Consider the following 19,870-nt stretch of genomic DNA (forward strand, 5'->3'; position numbering starts at 1 on the left):
GGTGCGTTAACTGAAATTAACAACGTCAACCTCAGCAAAATAAGGGATGACCATGAGGAGCGACCAAGTTCTCGGTCTCGCTGCCACCTTTGCGCTTGCCGCGATATGCGCCACCCAAGGGCAAATCGGTGGTCAACGCCATCGTGAGAGGCTGCGCCTCGTGCATACGGCCCTGACAGACGGCGCGTGCCAGAAGCTACTGGACTACATCGTTTCTGCGCCGTCACCGAAGAAGGCACCGCCAAACTCCGAGACATGACCATCTGACGGCTGTTCTCCGGCACCGTCCGCGGGAACACCACGAGATCCGGTCTCTTTCTGCATGCAGTTTCGTCACTGTGACACCCCAGCGATTTGTGGCGCGTCGGTAGTGCGTGTGCGGTGCCCCGTCCGAGAACCCCGCTGACACTGCAACAACCGCCTTGAATTAGACCCATACGACGCGCCATACGTATGGGTCTACGTATGGCCTTCCGTCAGATCGTGTGCGCGGACGTGTTTCGGGTCAAGTTGCGAGCTGTCAGTCAACCACCGACGCACGGTCACGTCGGGCGCCACCAAGCTCGGCTGCATACTGTCGGATCCCCAGCGGGTGTCGAATCGCTGGCAACCCATGTAGACAATCCCGCTCCCCCACGGCTGGCGCGGCGCCCGCTAGTTCTAATAGAGATAGGTGACAGTAAATGAAGGGCTCCTCGGTTCTCGCTCACGGCGCCGTTGGCATTGCGTTGATGAGTCCAAGAGGCCGAGTTGGGTTGTTCCGATAGACACAGACAACAGCCATGAACTTGGCGTCCCCGCAACGCACCCCACGACCGGGAAGTCGCCGCACAGTTGCAGTCCTGGTGCCTCGACGGCGTCTGCTTGCTACCTTCTGGAGGAACGCCCTTGGACGTCCGAGGCCGGCGCTTTACACGTCTTGAGCTGGCCTTCTGCTTTAGACTGATGTAAGACCGCACTTACGCCCATACACACGGCCATACCTGCGCGCATTGCATGGCCCGTTACATGGCCTTACAACACGCTAGCGACATGCTCACGACCTCGCCCACTTGACCGGCGCTGCAAGCGACCTGTGCGTCGACCGTATGTATGTTCCGCATTACGATCATTAGTTGCGCGTTACGCACGACCTTGCTCAGGGTTTGACTCATTCCCATTACAGCGGCCATGACCACGGTCATTAAAACGACCCGATATGACGCTGCTGACCAAGCTCATTTTCAGCCAGAACACATTGCCATATGTGATGCCGAGCACCTATCCGTGTTCACCGCCTTGCGTCCGGCTGTCGAAACAGTGCGTCGTCGGTTCTTTCGACAAGTTGAGGATAGGGCCGTGTCGCTGCACTTCACCCTGGCCGAGATGCAGTACTTTCTGCAGGGTGACGACATCAGGAACATCACGAACTCTGCTGGTCGCCAATCAGAAGGGGGGCGTTGGGAAGAGCTCCATCGTGTCCGCGGTGGCCGGCATGGTCGCTGCAGCGGGTCGCAGAGTGCTCGTCGTCGACGCCGACCAACAAGCCAATGTCAGTTCCTCGGATTTAGGTGTCGAGGGCGACGGCGGTAGAGGCTTGAGCATGGCTCTGCAGTTCGCGCAAGAGTTAGAGCCCATCCGCAACGTGCGCCCGAACATGGATGTCATCCCCGGGGGACCTGCTCTTGCGGTCGTCGCATCGGTGGCGGCCACCGCGGGCCAGACCGGGATCGACCTTCGCGCGAACTTTGATCAAACCCTCAACTCGTTGTGCGCGACTGAGGGATACGAACTGATCCTCATCGACTCGGGGCCCGGCGACGCGCCTCTTCTTGATGCGCTGCTCGGCACAGCCAGGTACCTCATAGTGCCCACCAGGGACGACGACGCAAGCTTGTCGGGGGTTGAATTACTTGCTCTTCGGTACCTCCGCGCACGACAAGCAGGGTCCGTGATCGAGCTGCTCGGCGTGGTGCTCTTCGACACTAACCCCCGTGCTACGGCCCGGAATCGCGACGTCTTCGAACAGGTCAATGACCTACTCGAAGGCAGCGGCGCCGATCCGTTCGAAGCGTTCATCCGGTCGGACAGAGCCGCTGCGGTCGATCTGCGAACTCGACACCTCACCCCGTTGGAACTTGTGGAAGCCGCTGAGTCGGACCAGAAGAGTCGATTGCAGCGACTTCGCCAGAAAAGCAAGCCGGGGGAGCGACTGTGGTCACGAGACCCCTCCGGCCTCGCTAGCGACTATCAAGCACTCACCCGCGAGATACTGACCCGCGTAACCCGTGCTGAACGTCAGCGTGTTGAAGGTGGCGTCGCATGAGCAGCCGCAGACGGCGAGCGGCCTTCAATCCCGAGCTCTTGGGGGATCTGGCCGATGTTCTACCACCTGTAGAGCCCGTGCGAATTTCGGGCGGCCACGATGAAGTCAATGACTACGACCCCATGAACAGCGACGATGCGGCCGAGCCAACGACCACCCTGTCGATTGTGGGCTCGGGTGCGACGGAAGACGATTCGATTGAGGATCACCCAGTCAGATCTGCGCCGCAGCAAGAGCCAACTCCATCGTCATCAGGTCCAAGGCAAAAAGACTCGAAGTCCTGGGAAGACCACTCGGAAAGGGCTGCGACAACCGTTGTCGTAGAAGAGACGAACACGCGTCGCCGTGCGGACGCGCGTCGGCGTAGCACCCGGCGCGACTCGTCTTCGACTGCAAGCCGCATTGCGCCCCCTGAAGTTGCTCTGCCACAGGCTGTCTACGTCGCCCTGAGGTCGCTCACGCTGGACGAGCGCAACTCGAACCCAGCGACCGCCCGCTCATACGGACAAGTAGTTCTCGATGCTGTAGAAAAACACGCGGACGAGTTGAAAGATCACTGGGTAGGCGTCATGAGCAGTGCCTCAACAGGGCTGTTCAAACGGGCTGAAGCCGGCAGACCGACACGCAGGCGGCACCAAGAACCGCGCGCACGCGTACCCCTCGCAGGGGTCATCAATTCGGACGCATCACTCCTTGACCAGCTAGCCATCGATTGGGGCGCCGGGAGTAGAAGCGCTCTGGTCGAAGAAGCCCTGCGCAGGTACCTGGACGTTTCCTCTGCCGACTAGTAGTCGAACCGATTGCTTGTGCACGGTACGGAACGCAAGCTCGTAAGGTTCGTCGGCGACTTCCCGCAGATGGGTAACGCGTTTTTTTCCCTCCGGGGACAGGTCTCAAAGGTCGATCGAAGCCGGGTCATGCGCCGAGCGTCGTGCTGCCCATGGGCGCGGTATTGCGTTGTTTGGCTGCGGTGGTGGCGGGGTCGATTGCGTCGAGCAGGGTGCTCAGTGACGCGTAGGGGTCGTAGTCGGGTCGGTATCTGGGTTCGTCGGCCATGATGGAGTCCCAGAGCCCTTCGTCGGGTGGCGCGATCCCGTCGTCGACGATGACGGCGGCCGTGAACACCGGTGGGGGAGTGGGGATGCGTTGGGCATCGCGTTCGGCAAGCCACTGACGCCAGATGACGCGTTCCGCTCGGTGCCGAACAGTGCGAGAGCGTAATGCGGCGGCGAGGCCGTTGTGGTGGGCGATGTCGTCGAGATCGGCGTCGCCGAGCTGGAGGTGTCCATCCGTGACGGTGAGCAGGCCGGCGGTACGCAAATCCAGGACGGTGTCGTATCCGCTGGATCGGCCGATCCGCACCTGCTGGAGCAGGGTATCGACCGTCATAGGGCGGTCAGCGGCTGCGACCGTTTCGTAGAGGATGCGGTGGCGGTAGCCGATGACACTCCACGCCGGGTGGACCGAGTCGATGGTGGGCGCACCTATTTTCGGGTCTGAATGGCCATGTATCGGTGCTTCTCCCCGCGGGGGTACCAAGGCGTAGCGGTCGGCATTCTGGCCGACGCCGCGGTCGATGAGCAGGACGGGGGATCCGGGGATGTCCCGCAGTCGAGCCAATGCGGACCACACGGTGGTTTCCGGCAGTAATCCTGCTGCTGTGGACAACGACCGACCACCCAAAGCCACCACGGGAACACCCTCTATGACTTCTCCTGCTGTTGCCGCACCCCATGCCAACGCCTGCAGCACCGCATGAGTGGACCACCGATCCCGTCGTGAAACGTACTCCCGGCCCGCCCAATCTTGCGCCGAAGCCAGCCACATCGCGACGACCGGGTCGGTGGTACCCCCTGTGTGCTTTAGCTTGTGCCCGGTGTGCCGGACTGGTTCGGGTAGTGACGACGCGGCCCAGCCAAGCGCTCGTGCGGTGTCGCGGCGGACGGCGCCGAGAGGGTCTCTGTAGTGGGCGTAAGCGTCTCGGACGCCGGCCCATTCGTGTGTGTCGAGGCGTGCGGTGATGTCGTCGGCGGTGGCGCCGGAAAGTACTGCGTGTGCGATGACGGACTGTCGGGCTTCCGAGCGGGATGCCCACCGGGAGCGGTCGAGTCGTCCGGTGGCTGCGAACGCTCGGACCGCCGCGGGTGGTGGAGTGGTACGGCAGAGGCGGCTGTGCAGCCGAGCTGCGCGGCCCGTCCCGGTAACGCGCTCGGCGACCGTGGTGTCCCGGATCTCGTCGTCGACGGTGCGCACAGCTGCCCCTGTGTGTGGGCGGGCGTGGGAGGGTCCGCCGAGGAGCGCAGCGAGGCGGGTCAGGACCGCAGGTTCGGATCCGACGGTCAGGATGTCGGTCGCGGTGGCCAGGTTTCCGATCAGGTGCCGGTGCCCGCCTTCTCTGCATGCGGACCCGGGGACGGTGATGCATCCGGTCGTGGCGTTGGTCATCGGGACGATGTCCAACGTCGGCAGGCGAGCGGCCAACAAATTCAGCAGAGGACGCAGTTCGGCGACGCCGACGGTGACGCCCGGGGCCAAGGGAACGAGGATGTGACGGCCGCCGCTGGTGGAGACGTCGACGACCGCGCGGCCACCGGTTTCCTCCAACCACCCGAGAACCCGCGCCACGTCTGCCTCGACAGCGGCGGCGCCGTGAATCTTGGCGTCGAAGTCCAACGCGAGCACCCGCGCACGCCCATGGGCGAACAGCGGTACCGCCGCCGGCACGAGCGGCCGTTTGTTCGTCAACGCCCGCGACGAGGTGAAGGACCGCGCCGCCGCGTCGTACAAGCGCATGGACCGGCGCGCCGCCAACATGGGCGCCAGGCGCCGCCACATAGCGTCCGGTGTCGACATCGGCGACACGACACGTGGATCGATACTTGAAGCTTGATCAGGGCAGCATGTACCCTGAGACCTGTCCAGCAAGACAGTCCCTTCGGGGATCAGCAGCACCGAGGTTCGAGTTCCCGCTCGTTCCTAATGACCTTGAAGCCCTCGGCCGCCCCGCCGGGGGCTTCGTCATGTCGGCGCTGTTCTATGAAGCTCGTCGGCGTCCTCGTCCGAACGAACGTTGTGTCAGTGCGTTCAACCCGTCATTGGCAGCTCCTGCGGATTGTGGTCGAACCCACCTGCTATCAACTCTTCGACAGTGCTCCCAGCGGCGCGCGCGGTCAGCTCGGCGAGCAGAGCTCCCAACGTGATTCCACGCTCCGCAGCCAGTGCGGTGAGCTGTTGCTTGACCTGGGGGTGCACCTTGGTGTTCATCTGTACCGGTCGATAGGGCAGCTGTGGGCGCCCTATTGGACGTGTTCTCGGTGGCCTGGGCACGGCAGGAATGTTGCCTCGAGGCCCCGTCGGGCGTGCCGCGACACGCCGACACCTCGAGAGATTTTCAGATAGCCGTGTCGAGTCGACCCACGTCATGCCATAAGACCGAGTGGTCTGGACGGATACATGAAGAACCGCCCGCGCAATGGGCGCGAAGACACACCAGTTGCTTCCTGAACCTGCATCAGGGTGTGTTGTACCCTGAGACCAGACCGACACAGTCTGTCCCTTCAGTTGGTGAGCAGCACCCGAGGACGAAGTTGGCCCTTCGTCCTTGACACCGAACCCCTCGGCCCACGGGTCGGGGGGTTCGGTGTTTACAGGCTCGCTCGTATGTCCTGCGCATGTGGATGCTGCGCAGGTTCTCGGAGCTGATCTAGCCCGTCAGTGGCAGTACCTCCTGGCTGAGTGCGCCGCGTAGTTTGTCGGGCCGGCCGACATGAAGACTGAGAATGTCCGAGACGTACGCCGTCGTCTCCCTGTAGCCGTGCTGTGCTGCCGCCGCGGTCAGCGCCGCGTAGACCTCTGTCGGGACTGATCCGAGACGAGTGGTCGGACCGAGATGGGGACGTCCCATGAGGTGTACCTCCTTGTCGGGTTCGGTGCAAACAACCACGGACGGCAAGCTGATACTGCCCTGCGACGGGTTCCGCGGGGGGAGGACACGCCGTAATCGCGACCCAAAATAACCGGCACCGCGCTGAGGGACACTGTTCCCATGGATCAAGCTGGACCACCACTCGCTCGCCTCCCGCATCCGAAGTTCCGGCTTCCCATCGCGGGAGATCTGCTCAGCGTCGACTCATCCAAGCCTGTGCAGCGAGAAATGAAGATGGCTGATGAGCTCGGGGGCATCTACGAGCGCAAGATCTTCGGACATCGGCTCGTGGTGGTGTCCGATCCGATTCTGGTCAACGAGGTCAACAACGAGAAGGTGTGGACGAAGTTTCTTGGTCTCCCGCACCGAAAGCTACGCGGCATCGCGGGCGACGGGCTGTTCACGGCGTTCAATTCCGAACCCAACTGGCAACTAGGGCATTCGGTACTCGGCCCAGCTTTCAACAAGGCCGCGATGCGCCGCTATCACGAATCGATGCAACGTTCCATCGACGGACTGCTGGCAACCTGGGACAACTCGTCCGCTCCCGAATCGGTCGATGCATACGAGGAGTGCTCGAAACTGGCGTTCGATGTAATCGGGCGATGCGCAGTCTCCCATGATTTCGGAACGTTCGATGGCGAAGTGCCCTTCGCCGATGCGATCTCGCGGGCTCTTCGCTACGTCAATCAGTCGTCAAACGATGTACCCATGGTCCGAGCTCTCACCGGCCGATCCGCTGCCAAGCAACACACCGATGATCTGGCGACTATCCGAGACACCGTCGACTCCCTTGTCGAGAGCCGAATGGCTACTCGACGTGACGGCGAAGGGAATGTGAACTCTGACCTGCTGCAACACATGTTCGAGACGGTCGACCCAGCAACGAGGGATCGTCTGAGTGTCGACAACATCAAGAACCAAATCATCACTTTCCTCGTTGCAGGGAACGAGACGACAGCGTCAACCATGGCGTTCGCACTTCACTTTTTGAGTCGTGACCCGGGTCTGTTGCGGTCTTTGCGCGACGAGGTGGAAGCCGTCGCTCCTCGTGGAGGCGCAGTCGAGTTCGACGACGTACCGAAACTCCGTCGCGTTCGCCGAGTGGTCGATGAGACGCTACGTCTCTGGCCCGCTGCACCCGGCTACTTCCGCAAGGCGCGTGAACGCGGCCCGGCCGAACTGGGCGGCTACGAAATTCCCGAAGGATGGGTCTTCGTTCTCCTTCCACAGGTACATCGATCTGCATCCTGGGGAGCAGACGCCAGAAGCTTCGACCCTGATCGGTTCATGGCAGGCAGGATGAACCATGCCCCCGACCGTGTCTATAAGCCGTGGGGGACAGGGTTGCGAGCGTGCATCGGTCGTCAGTTCGCGCTCCACGAGGCGGTATTGGCCCTTGCGTCCATCGTCCAGCGGTACGACGTGGTATCTGACGGCAAGTACGAGTTGGACGTACGGGAGGCAATCACGTTGCGACCTCACGGTGTTCGATTGCGACTTACACGCTGCGATTAGATGTAACGTCTGGTCTCGCCTAATCGGGGGAGTACGCACATGGATGTTATGAACAGTTGGCACTTGATCGAAACTCTGACACCGGGAGTGATGACCGTCGTCAGCTCAGGCGGGCGAACTCGGAACTGGACGAAGGTCGACCGTTTGTCACCCGCGTCGGACATCGACCTCCCCCTGCTCGTCGAGCAGGCCTGCCATTCTCGGCAGGTCCATGAGCACCAGGTCGCGAGCCGTCGCGGAATATATCTGATCCGCGTGGTTCCAGTGCTGGGGCCCTCAGGCGAGGCACACGGCGCGCAACTCTGGTTGGGCGAGCCAGGCATCGTTCCTGACCCTCCTCGTATCGTTTCGGGGATCTCGTGGTTGCTGCAGCGCACTGTGATCGCTCAGTCGCTCGAGGCGGCCTTGATGTCCGGTGTTGACCCCGCCGATCACGTCCCTGAACGCACGCCCGCCGAGTACTACGCCAAAGCCGTCAAGTTCGATGGTTCGGAGTCGCTCTTCGCCGCGGCGTTGAACCCAGAGCACGGCGGGAGTTGGGAAGGCCCGATGTCCGTCCTGCACGCTGACGGGCACATCATGCGTTGGCACTGTTGGGGCAAGGGCCGGACTGACCCCGGCAACGTCGGCCTGCGACTGCTCTGGCACGACGTCACCGACACGACTCCACCCGACAAGCCGACGCTGCTCGAGTTGGGCCTACCCAGCGCGCTGGAGAGCGCGGGCACCCGCATGGCTGTGTTCGATGCGCACACCGGAATCCTGACGATGTGGCTGACTGACGCACCGGAGTGGGTTCGATGGAGGGATGTCGCCAGCGGACGCGATGTTGTCCATGAAGAAGATCGATCGGTCTTGACCAATACCCTCGACCAGTGGTCGCGGTCTACCCACCGACCCGTCGTCGTAGACATCCGCATCAGGGCCAAGGACGGCGCTGATTGGCGGTGGCAACGCACGGAAGTGGAGCTCAGGCCTTACCCGGGACAGTTGAGCGAGCGTCTGGTCCTCGCCGTGCTACCCGCGTCCGCGCCGACGTCACATGATGGTCCGGCAAGGATTCCAGTTCGGCGACAGTCGTGATAGTTTCGGCGAGGCACTCCACCTTCTAGGTCGAGATTCCTGTTGGCCGAACGGCCTTCAGACGCAGCCCATCCATCACGGGTGCTTGATCGCTTCCGTGACGTCGATACTGCGTCGGGAGTTTGCCTATGTCGTTTCATGTGCCACTGCACCCTCAGGCCGGCTCGCCTCGCGGACGGCGACGAACGCGTTCGTATGCCGCCACGACGCGTGATGCGGGATATTCCAGTACCTCCGCGATTCGTGACGCGGTGGAGTCACCGAGTCGGCTCTGTCCCCGCTCCAGCGCTCCGATGTACTGGGGGCTGACACCCACCTCACTGGCTAGCGCGCCCTGTGTCAGCCCACGGGAAGTTCGGAGATCACCCAGGTACTCCTCTTCTTCGGCTACGAAAACGAAGTCATTGATCGGCCGACCGAGTTCCTGCGCGCAGCGAGCCAACGAGTCGATCCGGGGGTGCGACTGGCCCCGCTCCCATTGCGAGTACGTCGATGATGCGACACCCACCAGACGAGCAATCTCTGCCCCGCTGAGACCCATGGCAAGTCGGCGTGCCCGGAGTTGTTCTGGCGCGAAGCCACGCAGTCGCCGCCTCAATGAAAGAACCCCACAGGTGAACACGATGCCACTAGTGCCAACGCTGTAGCACATAACAGACGTTTAGATGCTACGGTAAAACCAGTTGTTTAGAACGGAAGGAAGGAGGGCTGGAAGAGGACGTACAAACTTGAAGAGTCCCTGAACGCGCAAGCTGATTGCCGTCCGCGTAGCGCGTCCAGGGACCAACCCACACACCTGAAAAGGGCGTGGTAGCTCCAGGCTACCTGCGCTGTTCGGGCACAGATTGGATTACAACCGCGGCGTCATACGCCCTCTCCGATCGAAACCCGGCAACTCCCGCATGCCTGGCCCTCTTCAGCAGCCGTGGTTCTGGCTCCGACTCGTGGGCGCCAAGTGACCCGCTGAAATCACGCCCGTCCACTGGACCGCGCACCCGAAGGCTGACCCTCGTCTTCGGTCGCGCAGTTCCTCTGAACCCGACCGTGATGGTTCCACCATCAACCACTTTCTTTCGACTATTGCTGCGACGCAGCGCCTTACGAAAGGCACTACCAGCCATGTCTCCTCAGCAAGGAATCGGCGGCCGACACCGTCGACGTAAGGAACGAGCTGTCGTCCTGACGGCCGTCCCGATCGCACTCGCCGTGGCAATGGGTTCCGCGACGGCGAACGCCGCCCCGCAGGACTTCGTCACCGCTCCCGATACCGCCCAGTCCGGCACCACCGACACCACCCCGGTCCCCGCACCGACCCAGCAGCGCGAGTTCCTGCCCGGCTTCACCCCGTCCCCGCAGGTAAAGCAGTCGCAGTGGCGCAGCTACGACGACTACCAGTCCGGCCGCCAGCAGTCCTCCACCGTCCAGACCACCTACTACGCGGCACCTACCGTGCAGCCGGCCCCACAGGTCGGACCCCCGGCACCGATCGCCCCGCCCCAGCCGCCTCCCGTTCCCACCGTCGACCGCAAGATCATCGCCCCGGTCGACGCACCCGAGGGCACCATCCTCATCGGCAGCCAGGCCATCGCCCGCCCCGACTGGGTAGACCCCCGCTTCGCAGAGCAGTTCAACAACTCCGCCTCCGCCCTACAGGCGGACGGCGCCAACGCTCTCGTGAACGCCGGCCTCGTCGACGCACCGCAGGCCGACCGCACCGCAGCAGGCGCGGCGACGGGCATCGTCGTCGGCGGCGCTGTCGGCGCAGCCGCACTCGGTGTCCCCGCCACCGCATTCGGCGCTGTCGGCGGCGGACTGATCGGCCTCGGGGTCGGCGCGGCCACCGTGCCGTTCACATGGTGGGCACCCGGCGTCGGGTGGGTCTTCGGACCCGGAGTCGGCGCAGCCATCGGCGTAGGAGCAGGAGCTGCGGCGCTCGGCGTCCCCGCCACCGTCATCGGTGCCGGCATCGGTGGCGCGATCGGTGGTGCCATCGGCGCGACCGCACTCGGCGGTCAGCAGACCACCATCACCGAACCCGCCCCTGTTCCCGCACCCGCACCCGCACCCGAGGCACCGGCTCCCGCCGCGGCCGCGCCGGTGTGGACGCCGCCGCAGGGCGTCCAGCAGGTCGTCGACACGGCCCCGGCCTACGTCGAGCAGGCCCGACACGCGGTCACCGACGTGCTCGGCGGCGCGGACGTTCTGGCCGCGGTCGACACCGTGATCGCCGACAACGCCCCCGTGCTCGATCAGGGCGCAGCAGCCCTGTCCGGCGCACTGTCCGCTCTGAACATCGGGGCCTGACCTTTTGTCGGGTGCGGCCGGCACCGCTCGACCGCACCCAACGCTCGCCCGATCCGACCTAGGAGGTCCCGCTGTGGCTCATCCCGACGACACAGCAGCCGACGACTGGTTCGACGCCGCGCCGCCCGCCACAGGCGAACGGTCCCCCGTTCCGACCGCCAGTCCCGCCGCGTCCACCGACACTCCACCGAACCGACGCCTGACCGTCCTCGCCGACCGAGACCCCCAGACGGACGACGACGGTTGGCTCGCGGACGCTCCGACATCGACGTTCGACGCGGCGACCGAGACCCTGCGCTGCGGAGCCGCCGGCCCCGCTGCCAGGCCCTCGTGGTGGCGTCGTCACCGGTCCGCCGTGGCGGTCACCGCGTCACTCCTCGTCCTGGTGGGTGCGGTGGGCGCCACCGCCGTGTTCCTCACCGGAGCCTCCGAGGACACCCTCACCGCGGATCCAGCACGACTTCTCCCGACCACGCAGGCCGCTCCTACCGTCGCGGCGGAACCAGCAGCGGGCGGTGTTGCCGCCGCGGACTTCACCTGGTGCGCCGGCCAAGGTGCCGGTGAGCCGGTCACCGAGGACACCACCGATCCCGGACTGAGCACAATCTGGCGCTTCGAGAAGGCGTTCTACTACGACCGTGACCCGGTCGCGGCCCGCGCCGTCGGAGCACCGGAAGCCGTCATGGCATCGGCCGAGCGCCTGCGCATCGGCATCGACGCCCTCGAAACGGAGGTCGAGTTCTGCGTCCTCGCCGACCCCATCGCATCCGGCGTCTACGACGTGACCGTTCTCGAACGCGGACCCGGCATCGACCCGCGCACCTCCTCTCAACGCTTCACCACCGCCGAGTCCGGCGGCACCACCTCCATCACCGCCATCACCCGCCGCTGATCCCAGCTCGACGAGAGGCACCACCCATGACCCCCGCCCCGCACCGCAGAACGGCTCGCGTCGCCGTCGCGGGCACCGCCGTCGCCGCGACCCTGCTCGCCGCCGCGACCGCGCACGCCGCGCCGACCACGACAGCACCCGCCGCCGACGGGTGCGCACCGCTGCACCTGGTCGTCGTCCCCGGTACCACCGAGATCGACGAGAACAGCTCACCCGACGCCGATTCCGGGTTCTTCTCCCGGCTCACCGTCCCGGCCATGCGCGACGCCAACTCCGGCGCACAACCCGCGCTGGACCGCAGCTACGTCCCGTACCCGGCGTCGTTCGGCGGCAAGCCCGGTGACCCCTCCTCCGACACCTACGCGACATCTGTGCAGACCGGCATCGACAACGCCACCACCATGATCGGCGACATCGCCGAGAAGTGTCCCGGCACCAGGGTGTTCGTCTCCGGGTACTCCCAGGGTGGTCAGATCGCCTCCGAGGTCATCCGCAAGATCGGAGCCGGGACCGGACCCATCGACGCCGACCGGTTCGCCGGCGGTGCACTGTTCTCCGACCCCACGCGCGGACAGGGCGAACCGGTCCTCGGCGGAGGTGACGCCAGTCCCGCACCCGCCCCCGGTACCGACGGCGCGGCGGTGCAGTCCGTGCAGCTCGCACCGGCCGTCGCCTCGACACCACCCGCCGGGGGCGGCATCGCCCCCGACCCCGCCGAGGCCGACTTCGGCGCAGTCGCCGACCGCGTCGCCTCGTACTGCACCGCAGGCGATCTCGCGTGCGACACACCCGCGAACACCCCCGCGGCGAAGATGGTCGCCAACATCGCCGGACAGTCCTCGATGGACACCCGCGACCCGGTGCGGATCCTCACCGATGTCTCCACCGCCGTCGGACGCTCCGCACTGCTCACCGGCGCCTCGGTAGTCAACGACAACCTCGACTTCGACAGTGCCCGCGGTCAGTTCGAGGTCACCAGCGCCCCCGACACAGTGCTCGGGAAGATGGACAAGTACTCCGACCCGACGGCCGTCGGCGACGACGAAGCCATCGACGAGGCGGTCAGCGCGGTCACCAAGATCGCGGGCATGGCGATCGGCGCTGCCATCACCGTCGCCAAGGACGTCATCACCCCGGAGACCATCGGCCAGCTCGCCGCCGTCGGCCTGACCAACCCCCCTGCCGCACTGGGCATCCTCGCCGCGAGGGTCGGCACCGCCGCGGTCGAGCTGGTGCCCCCGGCAACGATCGACTCCGCCGTGAACGTCGCGTTCGAGGAAGTCACCCGCACCATCGACGACAACGCCGGTCTCGCGCAGCTCGTCACCGATACCTCGTACTGGAACACCGCCGTCAAACACGGCTCCTACGACAGCGTCCCGGTCGGCACCCGCGGCGAGACTCCGGTGCAGTTGACGGTGCGGTGGATCGTCGCGCTCGCCGCGGATCTCACCGGTGACAGCACTCTCGCCGACAAGGTCGGGGCCGTCCTCGGCCGCAGCGCCCAGCTCCTCGCCACCCCCGACACCGTCCGCAGCGCAGGCCAGATCCTCACCGCGAGTGCGCGGACCGCCGTCGGCGCCGCACCGACCAGCAGCCGGTCCGCGACCACCAGCGGCACCACCACCACGCCGGCACCGCCGACGACGGCCGGGTCCACCCCGACCGCCGCCAGGTGACCGACTCACCCGCAGAAGGAGACGTCGACATGGCCGCACAGCCGATCGACAATCACGAGCTCTACAGCGACGACACCTCGGGATCGGCCCCCGTCGTCCCCGCCGGTCTGCGGATCCCACCGGTCGACCGCCAGGCACCGGTCCACACAGAACCGGTCGCCGGTATCGGGCGACCGCCGGTGATGTGGCTGCTCGGCGCGCACGGCGGCGCAGGAGTGTCCACTCTCGCGCGCGTCTGGGCACCCGCCGCCGACGCGCACGGCGGGTGGCCGGCCCACGACCGGTACCGGTCGGTCATCGTCGTCGCCCGCACCCACCGCACCGGGCTCGCCGCCGCCCACGACCTGCTGCTCCAGTCGGCCGCCGGTCTCACCGGTGGGTGCACCGTCCTCGGTCTGGCTCTGGTCCCGGACGCACCGGGGAAGTTGCCGAAGACGCTGCGGCGCAGCGCCGACGTCGTGGCGTCCGCCGCACCCGCGGTGTGGCACCTGCCGTGGGTGCCGGACCTGCGCGTGCACACCTACTCCGACCTCGCGGTGTGGTCGCCGGCCCAACCGGACCCACCGCCTCCTGGCCGGATGCGGTCGGTGACCTCCGCGGCCGCCCCGCACCCCGGCCTCGTCGCCGCCGGTCACACCGCCTTCGACTCCGCCCGCCGCGCCGCTGGGCACTGACCCACCTCGGTTCGACCCACCTGCCTCGAAAGGACCCACCATGCTCACCACACTCCGCACCGACGCCACCGTGTTCCTCGCCCAGAACATCGGCGACGTCGATCCTCAGGCACCCAACGGCGAGTTCGGCGAGAAGATCACCACCCTCATGTCCTGGCTGATGTGGGGCTGCATCTTCGCCTCCGTCGCCGGAATCATGATCTGCGGTGCGATGCTCGGCTACGAGAAGATCACCGGCGGCGGCGGCAATTCCACCGGCAAACTCGTCGGCGGTCTCGTCGGAGCGGTCATCATCGGCGGTGCCGCCGGACTGGTCAACGGCCTCGTCCTGTGAGCGCCACCGCCGCTATCGTCCGCACGGGCGTGGCCAAACTCGAAGGCACCGCCACCGGTGTCCTCGACTCCGCGCTGGGCCTGCTCGACACGCTCGCCCGCGGAACTCTGATCGCGTCCGGTATCGCCATCGCGTTCGGTGTGGTCCTGCTGGTGTCCGGAAGCTCTCGCGCCGTCGGCACCCTGTTCGGCGGTATCGCCGGCGTCGCCATCTCCACCATCGCGCTCAGCGGCGGCATCGACTGGATGATCGACACCGCACAGACGACGGCCGTCGCCACCTCCACCGGCAGCGGGACCGCACCGTGATCGGCGAAGCCTCCACTGAAGCGGTGCTCGCACAGCCGCCGACCGGCCCGGTGACGTTCCCCGCCGAGGTGTGGGATCCGTTGATGAGCGCCCTGTCCTGGTTGCTGTGGTTCGCCATCATCGTCTGCATCGCAGCGCTGTTCGTGTGCGGAGCGGTCTTCGTCAACCAGCGCAAGTCCACCGGCACTCAGGTCATCGAGGACGCCACCCTCGCCCGCATCCTCATCTGCGCCGCCGTCATCGGTTCCGCATCGGGACTCGCCCAGAGCGTCCTGGCATGAACCCTCGCCGCCACGTCCACTCCTCGAAAGGTGCACCGCCCGTGACATTGCCCCGCATCTCCTGCCTGACCTCCGCCGTCGCCGTCGTCCTGATCGCCGCAGCCTGCGGGTCGGAGTCGAGCGACACCGCGCCTGCCGAGGAACAGATCGACACCGCCTCCGCACCGGCCGACCTCGAGTGGCGCACCGTCGGGGGCGTCGACGTGCCCAGCTCGCCCAGTGCCGGACCGTCGACGGGAAGCGGAGTCACTCGCCACGGATACGACAAGACCCCGCAGGGAGCCGTTCTGGCCGCGATCAACGGGCAGACCGCGCTCGCCGTGGCCGACGATCGCACCTGGCCCGAGGTGGTCAACACCGTCACCGCGCCGGGCCCGGGACGCGACGCGTTCGCGGTCGCCCGGGCCGCCGTCACCGTCGCCGGGGCCGTGCCGCAGGCGTCCGCGCCGCGGTTCGTCGGCTTCGACGTCACCGCCTACGAACCCGATGCGTCGACCGCCGCAGTGTCGGTGGCACAAACAATCGGCGAGGACTCGCAGCTCTACAGCTACCCCGTCGCCCTGCAGTGGGTCGGCGACGACTGGCGGATCGTGCTCCCCACTCCCGAGGAGAACATCGACGCCGCCGAGCTCGACGACCTGGCCGGCTACACCGAACTGAAAGCTGCCTCATGAGTACCCTCGTCCGCCGGTTGCTGATCGCGGCCGCCGTCCTCGTGGTCCTGGCCGTCATCGGTGGCCTGGTCTTCGTCGTCCCGAACCTCGGGGACGACGATGGGGCCACCGACACCGCCGACCCGTCGACGACGTCCGCGCCGGCACCGGCCCCGTCCGTCTCCGGTTCGGTCGACAACGGCCGCACAGGGTTCGCAACCCCCGTCGTGGACATCCTCGGTCGTAAGGTCACCGTCCCGAACAACCCTGTCGGAGCGCCGCTTACGCAGGAACCGGCAGGCGAGCGCAGCGGGTGCGACACCGCCGGGCCTGTCTCGTCCCCGTCCGGTGTGCAGATCCAGCAGACCGTCGGACTGCCGACGCTGGTCTCCACCAGCGACGGACCGACCCGCGTCGAGGGCAACGTGCTCACCGGGTACTCCCGCACCCCCCAGGGTGCGGCGCTCGCCGGGTGGAACTGGATCGGCCGCGTCTTCGGACCAGGCCCGGTGGCGAAGGACGCCTACGAGAAGCTGACCGTCTCGACGCCGGAGCTCGAGAGCCAACTGGCTGGTGAGTCGTGGACCGGTGACGGCTTCTCGGCGGCGGGTTCGCTCCCGGCGCCCGAGGCGTTCCGGATCGTCAGTTGCACCGACGACTTCGCGTCCGTCGAGTACGCGATCAACGTCCCCGTCGACGACAACGGACAGCGGCGCACCACTCCCGTCTGGCAGGTCATGCGTGCCTCGCTGTTCCACGACAGCGGCGAGTGGCGCGCTCGACTCGACGGCCGATCCGTCTCTGCGACACCCGACGTCGCGAGCATCGCCGGATTCACCCCCTGGACGCTCTCGTGACGCGGCTGACGCGCCTCGCTGCGGCCGTCGTCGTTCTCCTCGCCCTGCTCGGCCTCGGCGGCGGCACCGCAGCCGCCCAGGAACCGACCCCGCCCCCGGTGGCTCCGGTGACCGGGATCGCCGACGAGGGCAATGCCTTTCAACAGGATCGGCGCGAATGCCTCGCGGACACACTCGACGGGAACGCCCTTCAGAACTTCATGAACGGGATCACCGGCGAGGTCGTGGCCGAAGGGGCGTGCCTGCTCAACTCGTTCGAGGACAACCCCGGCGCAGCCGTGGCCACCGCAGCGTCGTCCGCTGCCTCCGCGTTCTGGGGCGACTCCGTCGGCGACTTCGCCAAAGCCGTCATGGAAGGCAACGCGCAAGCTTTCCGCACCGTGATGACGTTCTGGATGACCACCGGCATTCCGGGACTCGGGGCGGAGACGGCGATGTCGGGGCTACGCAACATCGTCTCCGGATTCACCATCGCGGCGCTGTTCGCCTCCATCGTCATCGCCATGACCAAACTCGCCATCGCCCGCAAACAAGCCGTGATGGAAGGGGCGACGGAGACCGCGAACATGTTGGTGCGCACCGTCTTCACTGTCTCACTACTGCCGGTGCTGGTGTTGATGCTCCACCAGGGCGGAGATGCCGCGTCGGCGTTCGCGCTGAAGGAGTTCGTGGGTGCGGACCTCAACGAGAAGATCACCGCCATCACCGCGTTCGACGACAAGACCGGCCTGGGACCGGTGTTCGCCCTCGCGTGCGCCGGATTCGCGTTCCTGGGCTCCGTCGCCCAGCTCATCGCGCTGCTCATCCGCGAGGCGGTGCTCTGCGTCGTCGTCGCCGTCATCCCGCTCGCCGCGGCATCCTCGGCAACGGCGACCGGCCGCTCGTCCTACAAGTCGATGATCGCCTTCACCATCGGTGCGTTGCTGTTCAAGCCCGTTGCGACGCTGCTGTATCTGTTCGCGTTCTGGGCGCAGTCCGCGACGTCCGGTGATCCGGTGTCCTCGGTGATCATCGGGTCGGTGCTGCTGGCGATCGTCGGATTCGCGCTGCCCACGCTGGTGCGGATCATTGCCCCGGCCGCGGAGACCATCGCCGCCGGCGGAGCGCAGGCCGCCGGTCTCGCCGCCGCCGGTGGCGCGCTGGCGGGTGGGGCCGCCGCGACCGGTGCTCGCGCACTGGGCGGTGTGGCCCGGACCGTCTCACCGCCGTCGTCCGGTGGGGGAGGCGGTGGGATGGGCGCTGCGGGTACCGGCGCGAAACCCGTCCCCGGGATGCAGGGCCGCTACACCGGCGGCTCGTCCCCATCTTCGGCCGCATCTAACCGATCGGGTCCGCTCGGCGCTGCGTCGAGAGCTGGCACCGCGGGACGCCAGATCGCGGCTGTGGGGATGACGGGAGCGGCAGGGGCGATGCGCACCGCCGGGACCGGCATCCGGGGCGCCGCCCAGATCGCAGGGAACCTCGGTGCCGCCGCCGAGGGCGCAGTCGGTAACTACCACGGACGGATTCAGCGATGACCGCACCCGCCACGTTCACAGCAGCCGCACCGCTTGAGGAACCGGCGATCTACTCCGCCGGAACGCGCCCCAAGAGCACCTTCGCGTTCGGGCTCTCCAACAAGGTCATCGCCTACGCGGGCGGCTTCTTCGCCCTCGCGTTCGCGGTCCTGATCTGGGGCAACGTCCCCGCCGGCCTCGCTCTCATGGCGTTCGGCGCGGTGCTCCTCGCGCCGTTGGCGATCGCGCCGGGCGGGCGCTCCCTCTACGAGAAAGGTCACCTGAGAATGCAGTTCTTCCGCTCCCGCGTCAGCCGCTCCGCCGAGTATCACGCCGGACCGCACTCGCGGATCCCCGGTGGCCGCTACCGGCTGCCGGGGTGGTTGGCGCACACCACGCTCTACGTCGGAATGGACCGGCACGGCAACGAGTTCGGGATGATCCATCACCCCAAGAAGCAGCGGTACACCGTCGTCATCGACTGCCTCCCCGGCGGCGACGAGGCCGTCGCCCGCGGGGAGAAGGACTTCTACACCGCCGAGTGGGGCGTCTACCTCGCCGACCTCGGCCTGCCGGGCGACATCGTCGGCGCGGAGGTGGTGGTGGAGAACATTCCCGCGACCGGGCTGCGCCTGTCTCGTCTGGTCGAGCGTGAGGTCGTCCCGTACGCACCGGAGCTGTCCACGGCGTTCGTGCGGCAGTCGTCGGTGCGGATGCCGTCGGGCCGGCACCGCACGCTGGCCCGGTTGTCGATCACCTTCCGCGCCACCACCAAGGAACGGCAGAACGATCCGGAGGAGATGGCGGCCGAGCTGGCGCGGCGACTGCCGGACCTCTACGGCAACCTCGCCGGGGCGGGCATCGACGCGCAGCCGATGACCGCGGCGGAGATCACCGCCGCGGTGCACCGCTCGTACAACCCGTCGACGGAGAACGACTTCGAGGAACTCGACATCGCCGGTCTCGATCACGGGGTGGCGTGGGAGGACGCCGGTCCCGGCCGCGCCTCCTCGGTGTGGGGGCAGTACCGGCACGACGGTGTCGTCTCCGTCGTCTACGAGATGGCCGCGCCGCCGGAATCGGTGTTCACCGACACCGTCCTCAAGCCGCTGCTCCAGCCGCACGACGACCTGCTGCGTAAGCGGCTCACCCTGATCTATCGGCCGTTCTCCGCGGGTGACGCGGCGAAGAAGGTCGAGAAGCAGCACCGAGACGCGCTGCACGCCATCAACTCCCGCGGCGCGAAGATCAGCTCCGCCGAAGCGGAGAAGCGCCTCGAGATCACCTCGCAGACCCGCAAGGAGATGGTGGCCGGGGCCGGGCAGCTGCGCTACTCGGCGCTGGTGACCATCACGGTGGCCGATCCCGCTGACGTCGCGAACGCCGCCGCGGTCATCGAATCGCTCGCCGCCCGCGCCCGCCTCGGGCTGCGCCGCGCCCACGGCTTCCAGGACGCCGCGTTCGCCGCCGGCCTGGGCGTCGGGTTCCTGCTGCCCGACCACGTCACCACCTCGGCGCTGGTGCGGCACAGCTGAGCTGCTGCCGCCCGACCTGTACGCCC

General features: G+C 66.6%; 18 protein-coding genes. 14 read left to right on the forward strand and 4 right to left on the reverse strand.

Translation table 11 applies throughout. The features are described 5' to 3' along the window. Positions 1 to 1,384 precede the first annotated feature (1,384 nt). Entirely contained in the window at positions 1,385 to 2,305 is a 921-nt protein-coding gene (locus OG947_RS22075) for a ParA family protein (RefSeq protein ID WP_328814277.1), read from the forward strand. A 915-nt stretch (positions 2,306 to 3,220) separates the two neighbouring features. Here the strand turns inward: OG947_RS22075 and OG947_RS22080 are convergent. The 3 genes from OG947_RS22080 to OG947_RS22090 form a co-directional block, all read right to left on the reverse strand. Further along, positions 3,221 to 5,158 carry a hypothetical protein gene (locus tag OG947_RS22080; protein ID WP_328814278.1) on the reverse strand — a complete coding sequence of 646 codons (1,938 nt, stop codon included), beginning with the start codon at positions 5,156 to 5,158 and terminating at the stop codon, positions 3,221 to 3,223. 231 nt (positions 5,159 to 5,389) lie between these two features. Then, positions 5,390 to 5,569: a hypothetical protein gene (locus tag OG947_RS22085; protein ID WP_328814279.1), complete on the reverse strand. Its 180-nt coding sequence runs from the start codon at positions 5,567 to 5,569 to the stop codon at positions 5,390 to 5,392. Positions 5,570 to 6,008: 439 nt separating this feature from the next. After that, a complete protein-coding gene (locus OG947_RS22090; protein WP_155957142.1) occupies positions 6,009 to 6,209 on the reverse strand; it encodes a toxin-antitoxin system in 201 nt (66 codons plus the stop codon). A gap of 141 nt (positions 6,210 to 6,350) precedes the next feature. On the opposite strand from OG947_RS22090, the gene OG947_RS22095 reads away from it, so the two are divergent. Together OG947_RS22095 and OG947_RS22100 are read left to right on the forward strand one after the other, a co-directional pair. Beyond that, complete coding sequence (locus tag OG947_RS22095) at positions 6,351 to 7,748, forward strand: cytochrome P450 (RefSeq protein ID WP_328814281.1); 1,398 nt, start codon at positions 6,351 to 6,353, stop codon at positions 7,746 to 7,748. 63 nt (positions 7,749 to 7,811) lie between these two features. After that, entirely contained in the window at positions 7,812 to 8,831 is a 1,020-nt protein-coding gene (locus tag OG947_RS22100; RefSeq protein ID WP_328814282.1) for a GAF domain-containing protein, read from the forward strand. 154 nt (positions 8,832 to 8,985) lie between these two features. Here OG947_RS22100 and OG947_RS22705 read toward each other — a convergent pair whose 3' ends face one another. After that, the gene (locus OG947_RS22705; protein ID WP_442973142.1) at positions 8,986 to 9,483 is read right to left on the reverse strand and encodes a helix-turn-helix domain-containing protein; all 498 of its coding nucleotides are present in this window, start codon (positions 9,481 to 9,483) and stop codon (positions 8,986 to 8,988) included. A gap of 467 nt (positions 9,484 to 9,950) precedes the next feature. Here OG947_RS22705 and OG947_RS22105 point away from each other — a divergent pair, with 467 nt between their 5' ends. The 11 genes from OG947_RS22105 to OG947_RS22155 all read left to right on the forward strand — a co-directional run bounded on the left by OG947_RS22105 (position 9,951) and on the right by OG947_RS22155 (position 19,844). Further along, positions 9,951 to 11,135: a hypothetical protein gene (locus OG947_RS22105; RefSeq protein ID WP_328814283.1), complete on the forward strand. Its 1,185-nt coding sequence runs from the start codon at positions 9,951 to 9,953 to the stop codon at positions 11,133 to 11,135. A gap of 73 nt (positions 11,136 to 11,208) precedes the next feature. Continuing rightward, positions 11,209 to 12,027, forward strand: coding sequence for a hypothetical protein (locus OG947_RS22110; protein WP_328814284.1), 819 nt, complete (start codon positions 11,209 to 11,211; stop codon positions 12,025 to 12,027). 26 nt (positions 12,028 to 12,053) lie between these two features. Then, positions 12,054 to 13,706: a cutinase family protein gene (locus OG947_RS22115; protein ID WP_328814285.1), complete on the forward strand. Its 1,653-nt coding sequence runs from the start codon at positions 12,054 to 12,056 to the stop codon at positions 13,704 to 13,706. Between the two features lie 29 nt (positions 13,707 to 13,735). Next, entirely contained in the window at positions 13,736 to 14,380 is a 645-nt protein-coding gene (locus tag OG947_RS22120; RefSeq protein ID WP_328814286.1) for a DUF6668 family protein, read from the forward strand. Positions 14,381 to 14,420: 40 nt separating this feature from the next. Further along, complete coding sequence (locus OG947_RS22125; RefSeq protein WP_222626672.1) at positions 14,421 to 14,714, forward strand: hypothetical protein; 294 nt, start codon at positions 14,421 to 14,423, stop codon at positions 14,712 to 14,714. 29 nt (positions 14,715 to 14,743) lie between these two features. Further along, on the forward strand, positions 14,744 to 15,022 hold the full coding sequence (locus OG947_RS22130; protein WP_328814288.1) for a hypothetical protein: 279 nt from the start codon (positions 14,744 to 14,746) through the stop codon (positions 15,020 to 15,022). Then, on the forward strand, positions 15,019 to 15,303 hold the full coding sequence (locus OG947_RS22135; protein WP_328814289.1) for a hypothetical protein: 285 nt from the start codon (positions 15,019 to 15,021) through the stop codon (positions 15,301 to 15,303). The genes OG947_RS22130 and OG947_RS22135 overlap by 4 nt, the downstream gene beginning before the upstream one ends. A gap of 41 nt (positions 15,304 to 15,344) precedes the next feature. Then, entirely contained in the window at positions 15,345 to 15,977 is a 633-nt protein-coding gene (locus OG947_RS22140; protein WP_328814290.1) for a hypothetical protein, read from the forward strand. Next, positions 15,974 to 16,813, forward strand: a complete 840-nt coding sequence (locus OG947_RS22145; RefSeq protein ID WP_328814291.1) for a hypothetical protein — start codon at positions 15,974 to 15,976, stop codon at positions 16,811 to 16,813. The genes OG947_RS22140 and OG947_RS22145 overlap by 4 nt, the downstream gene beginning before the upstream one ends. After that, on the forward strand, positions 16,810 to 18,330 hold the full coding sequence (locus OG947_RS22150) for a hypothetical protein (protein WP_328814292.1): 1,521 nt from the start codon (positions 16,810 to 16,812) through the stop codon (positions 18,328 to 18,330). The genes OG947_RS22145 and OG947_RS22150 overlap by 4 nt, the downstream gene beginning before the upstream one ends. Further along, positions 18,327 to 19,844: an SCO6880 family protein gene (locus OG947_RS22155; protein ID WP_328814293.1), complete on the forward strand. Its 1,518-nt coding sequence runs from the start codon at positions 18,327 to 18,329 to the stop codon at positions 19,842 to 19,844. The genes OG947_RS22150 and OG947_RS22155 overlap by 4 nt, the downstream gene beginning before the upstream one ends. The last annotated feature ends 26 nt before the right edge of the window (positions 19,845 to 19,870 follow it).

The organism is Rhodococcus sp. NBC_00297, assembly GCF_036173065.1.
GTDB lineage: Bacteria > Actinomycetota > Actinomycetes > Mycobacteriales > Mycobacteriaceae > Rhodococcoides.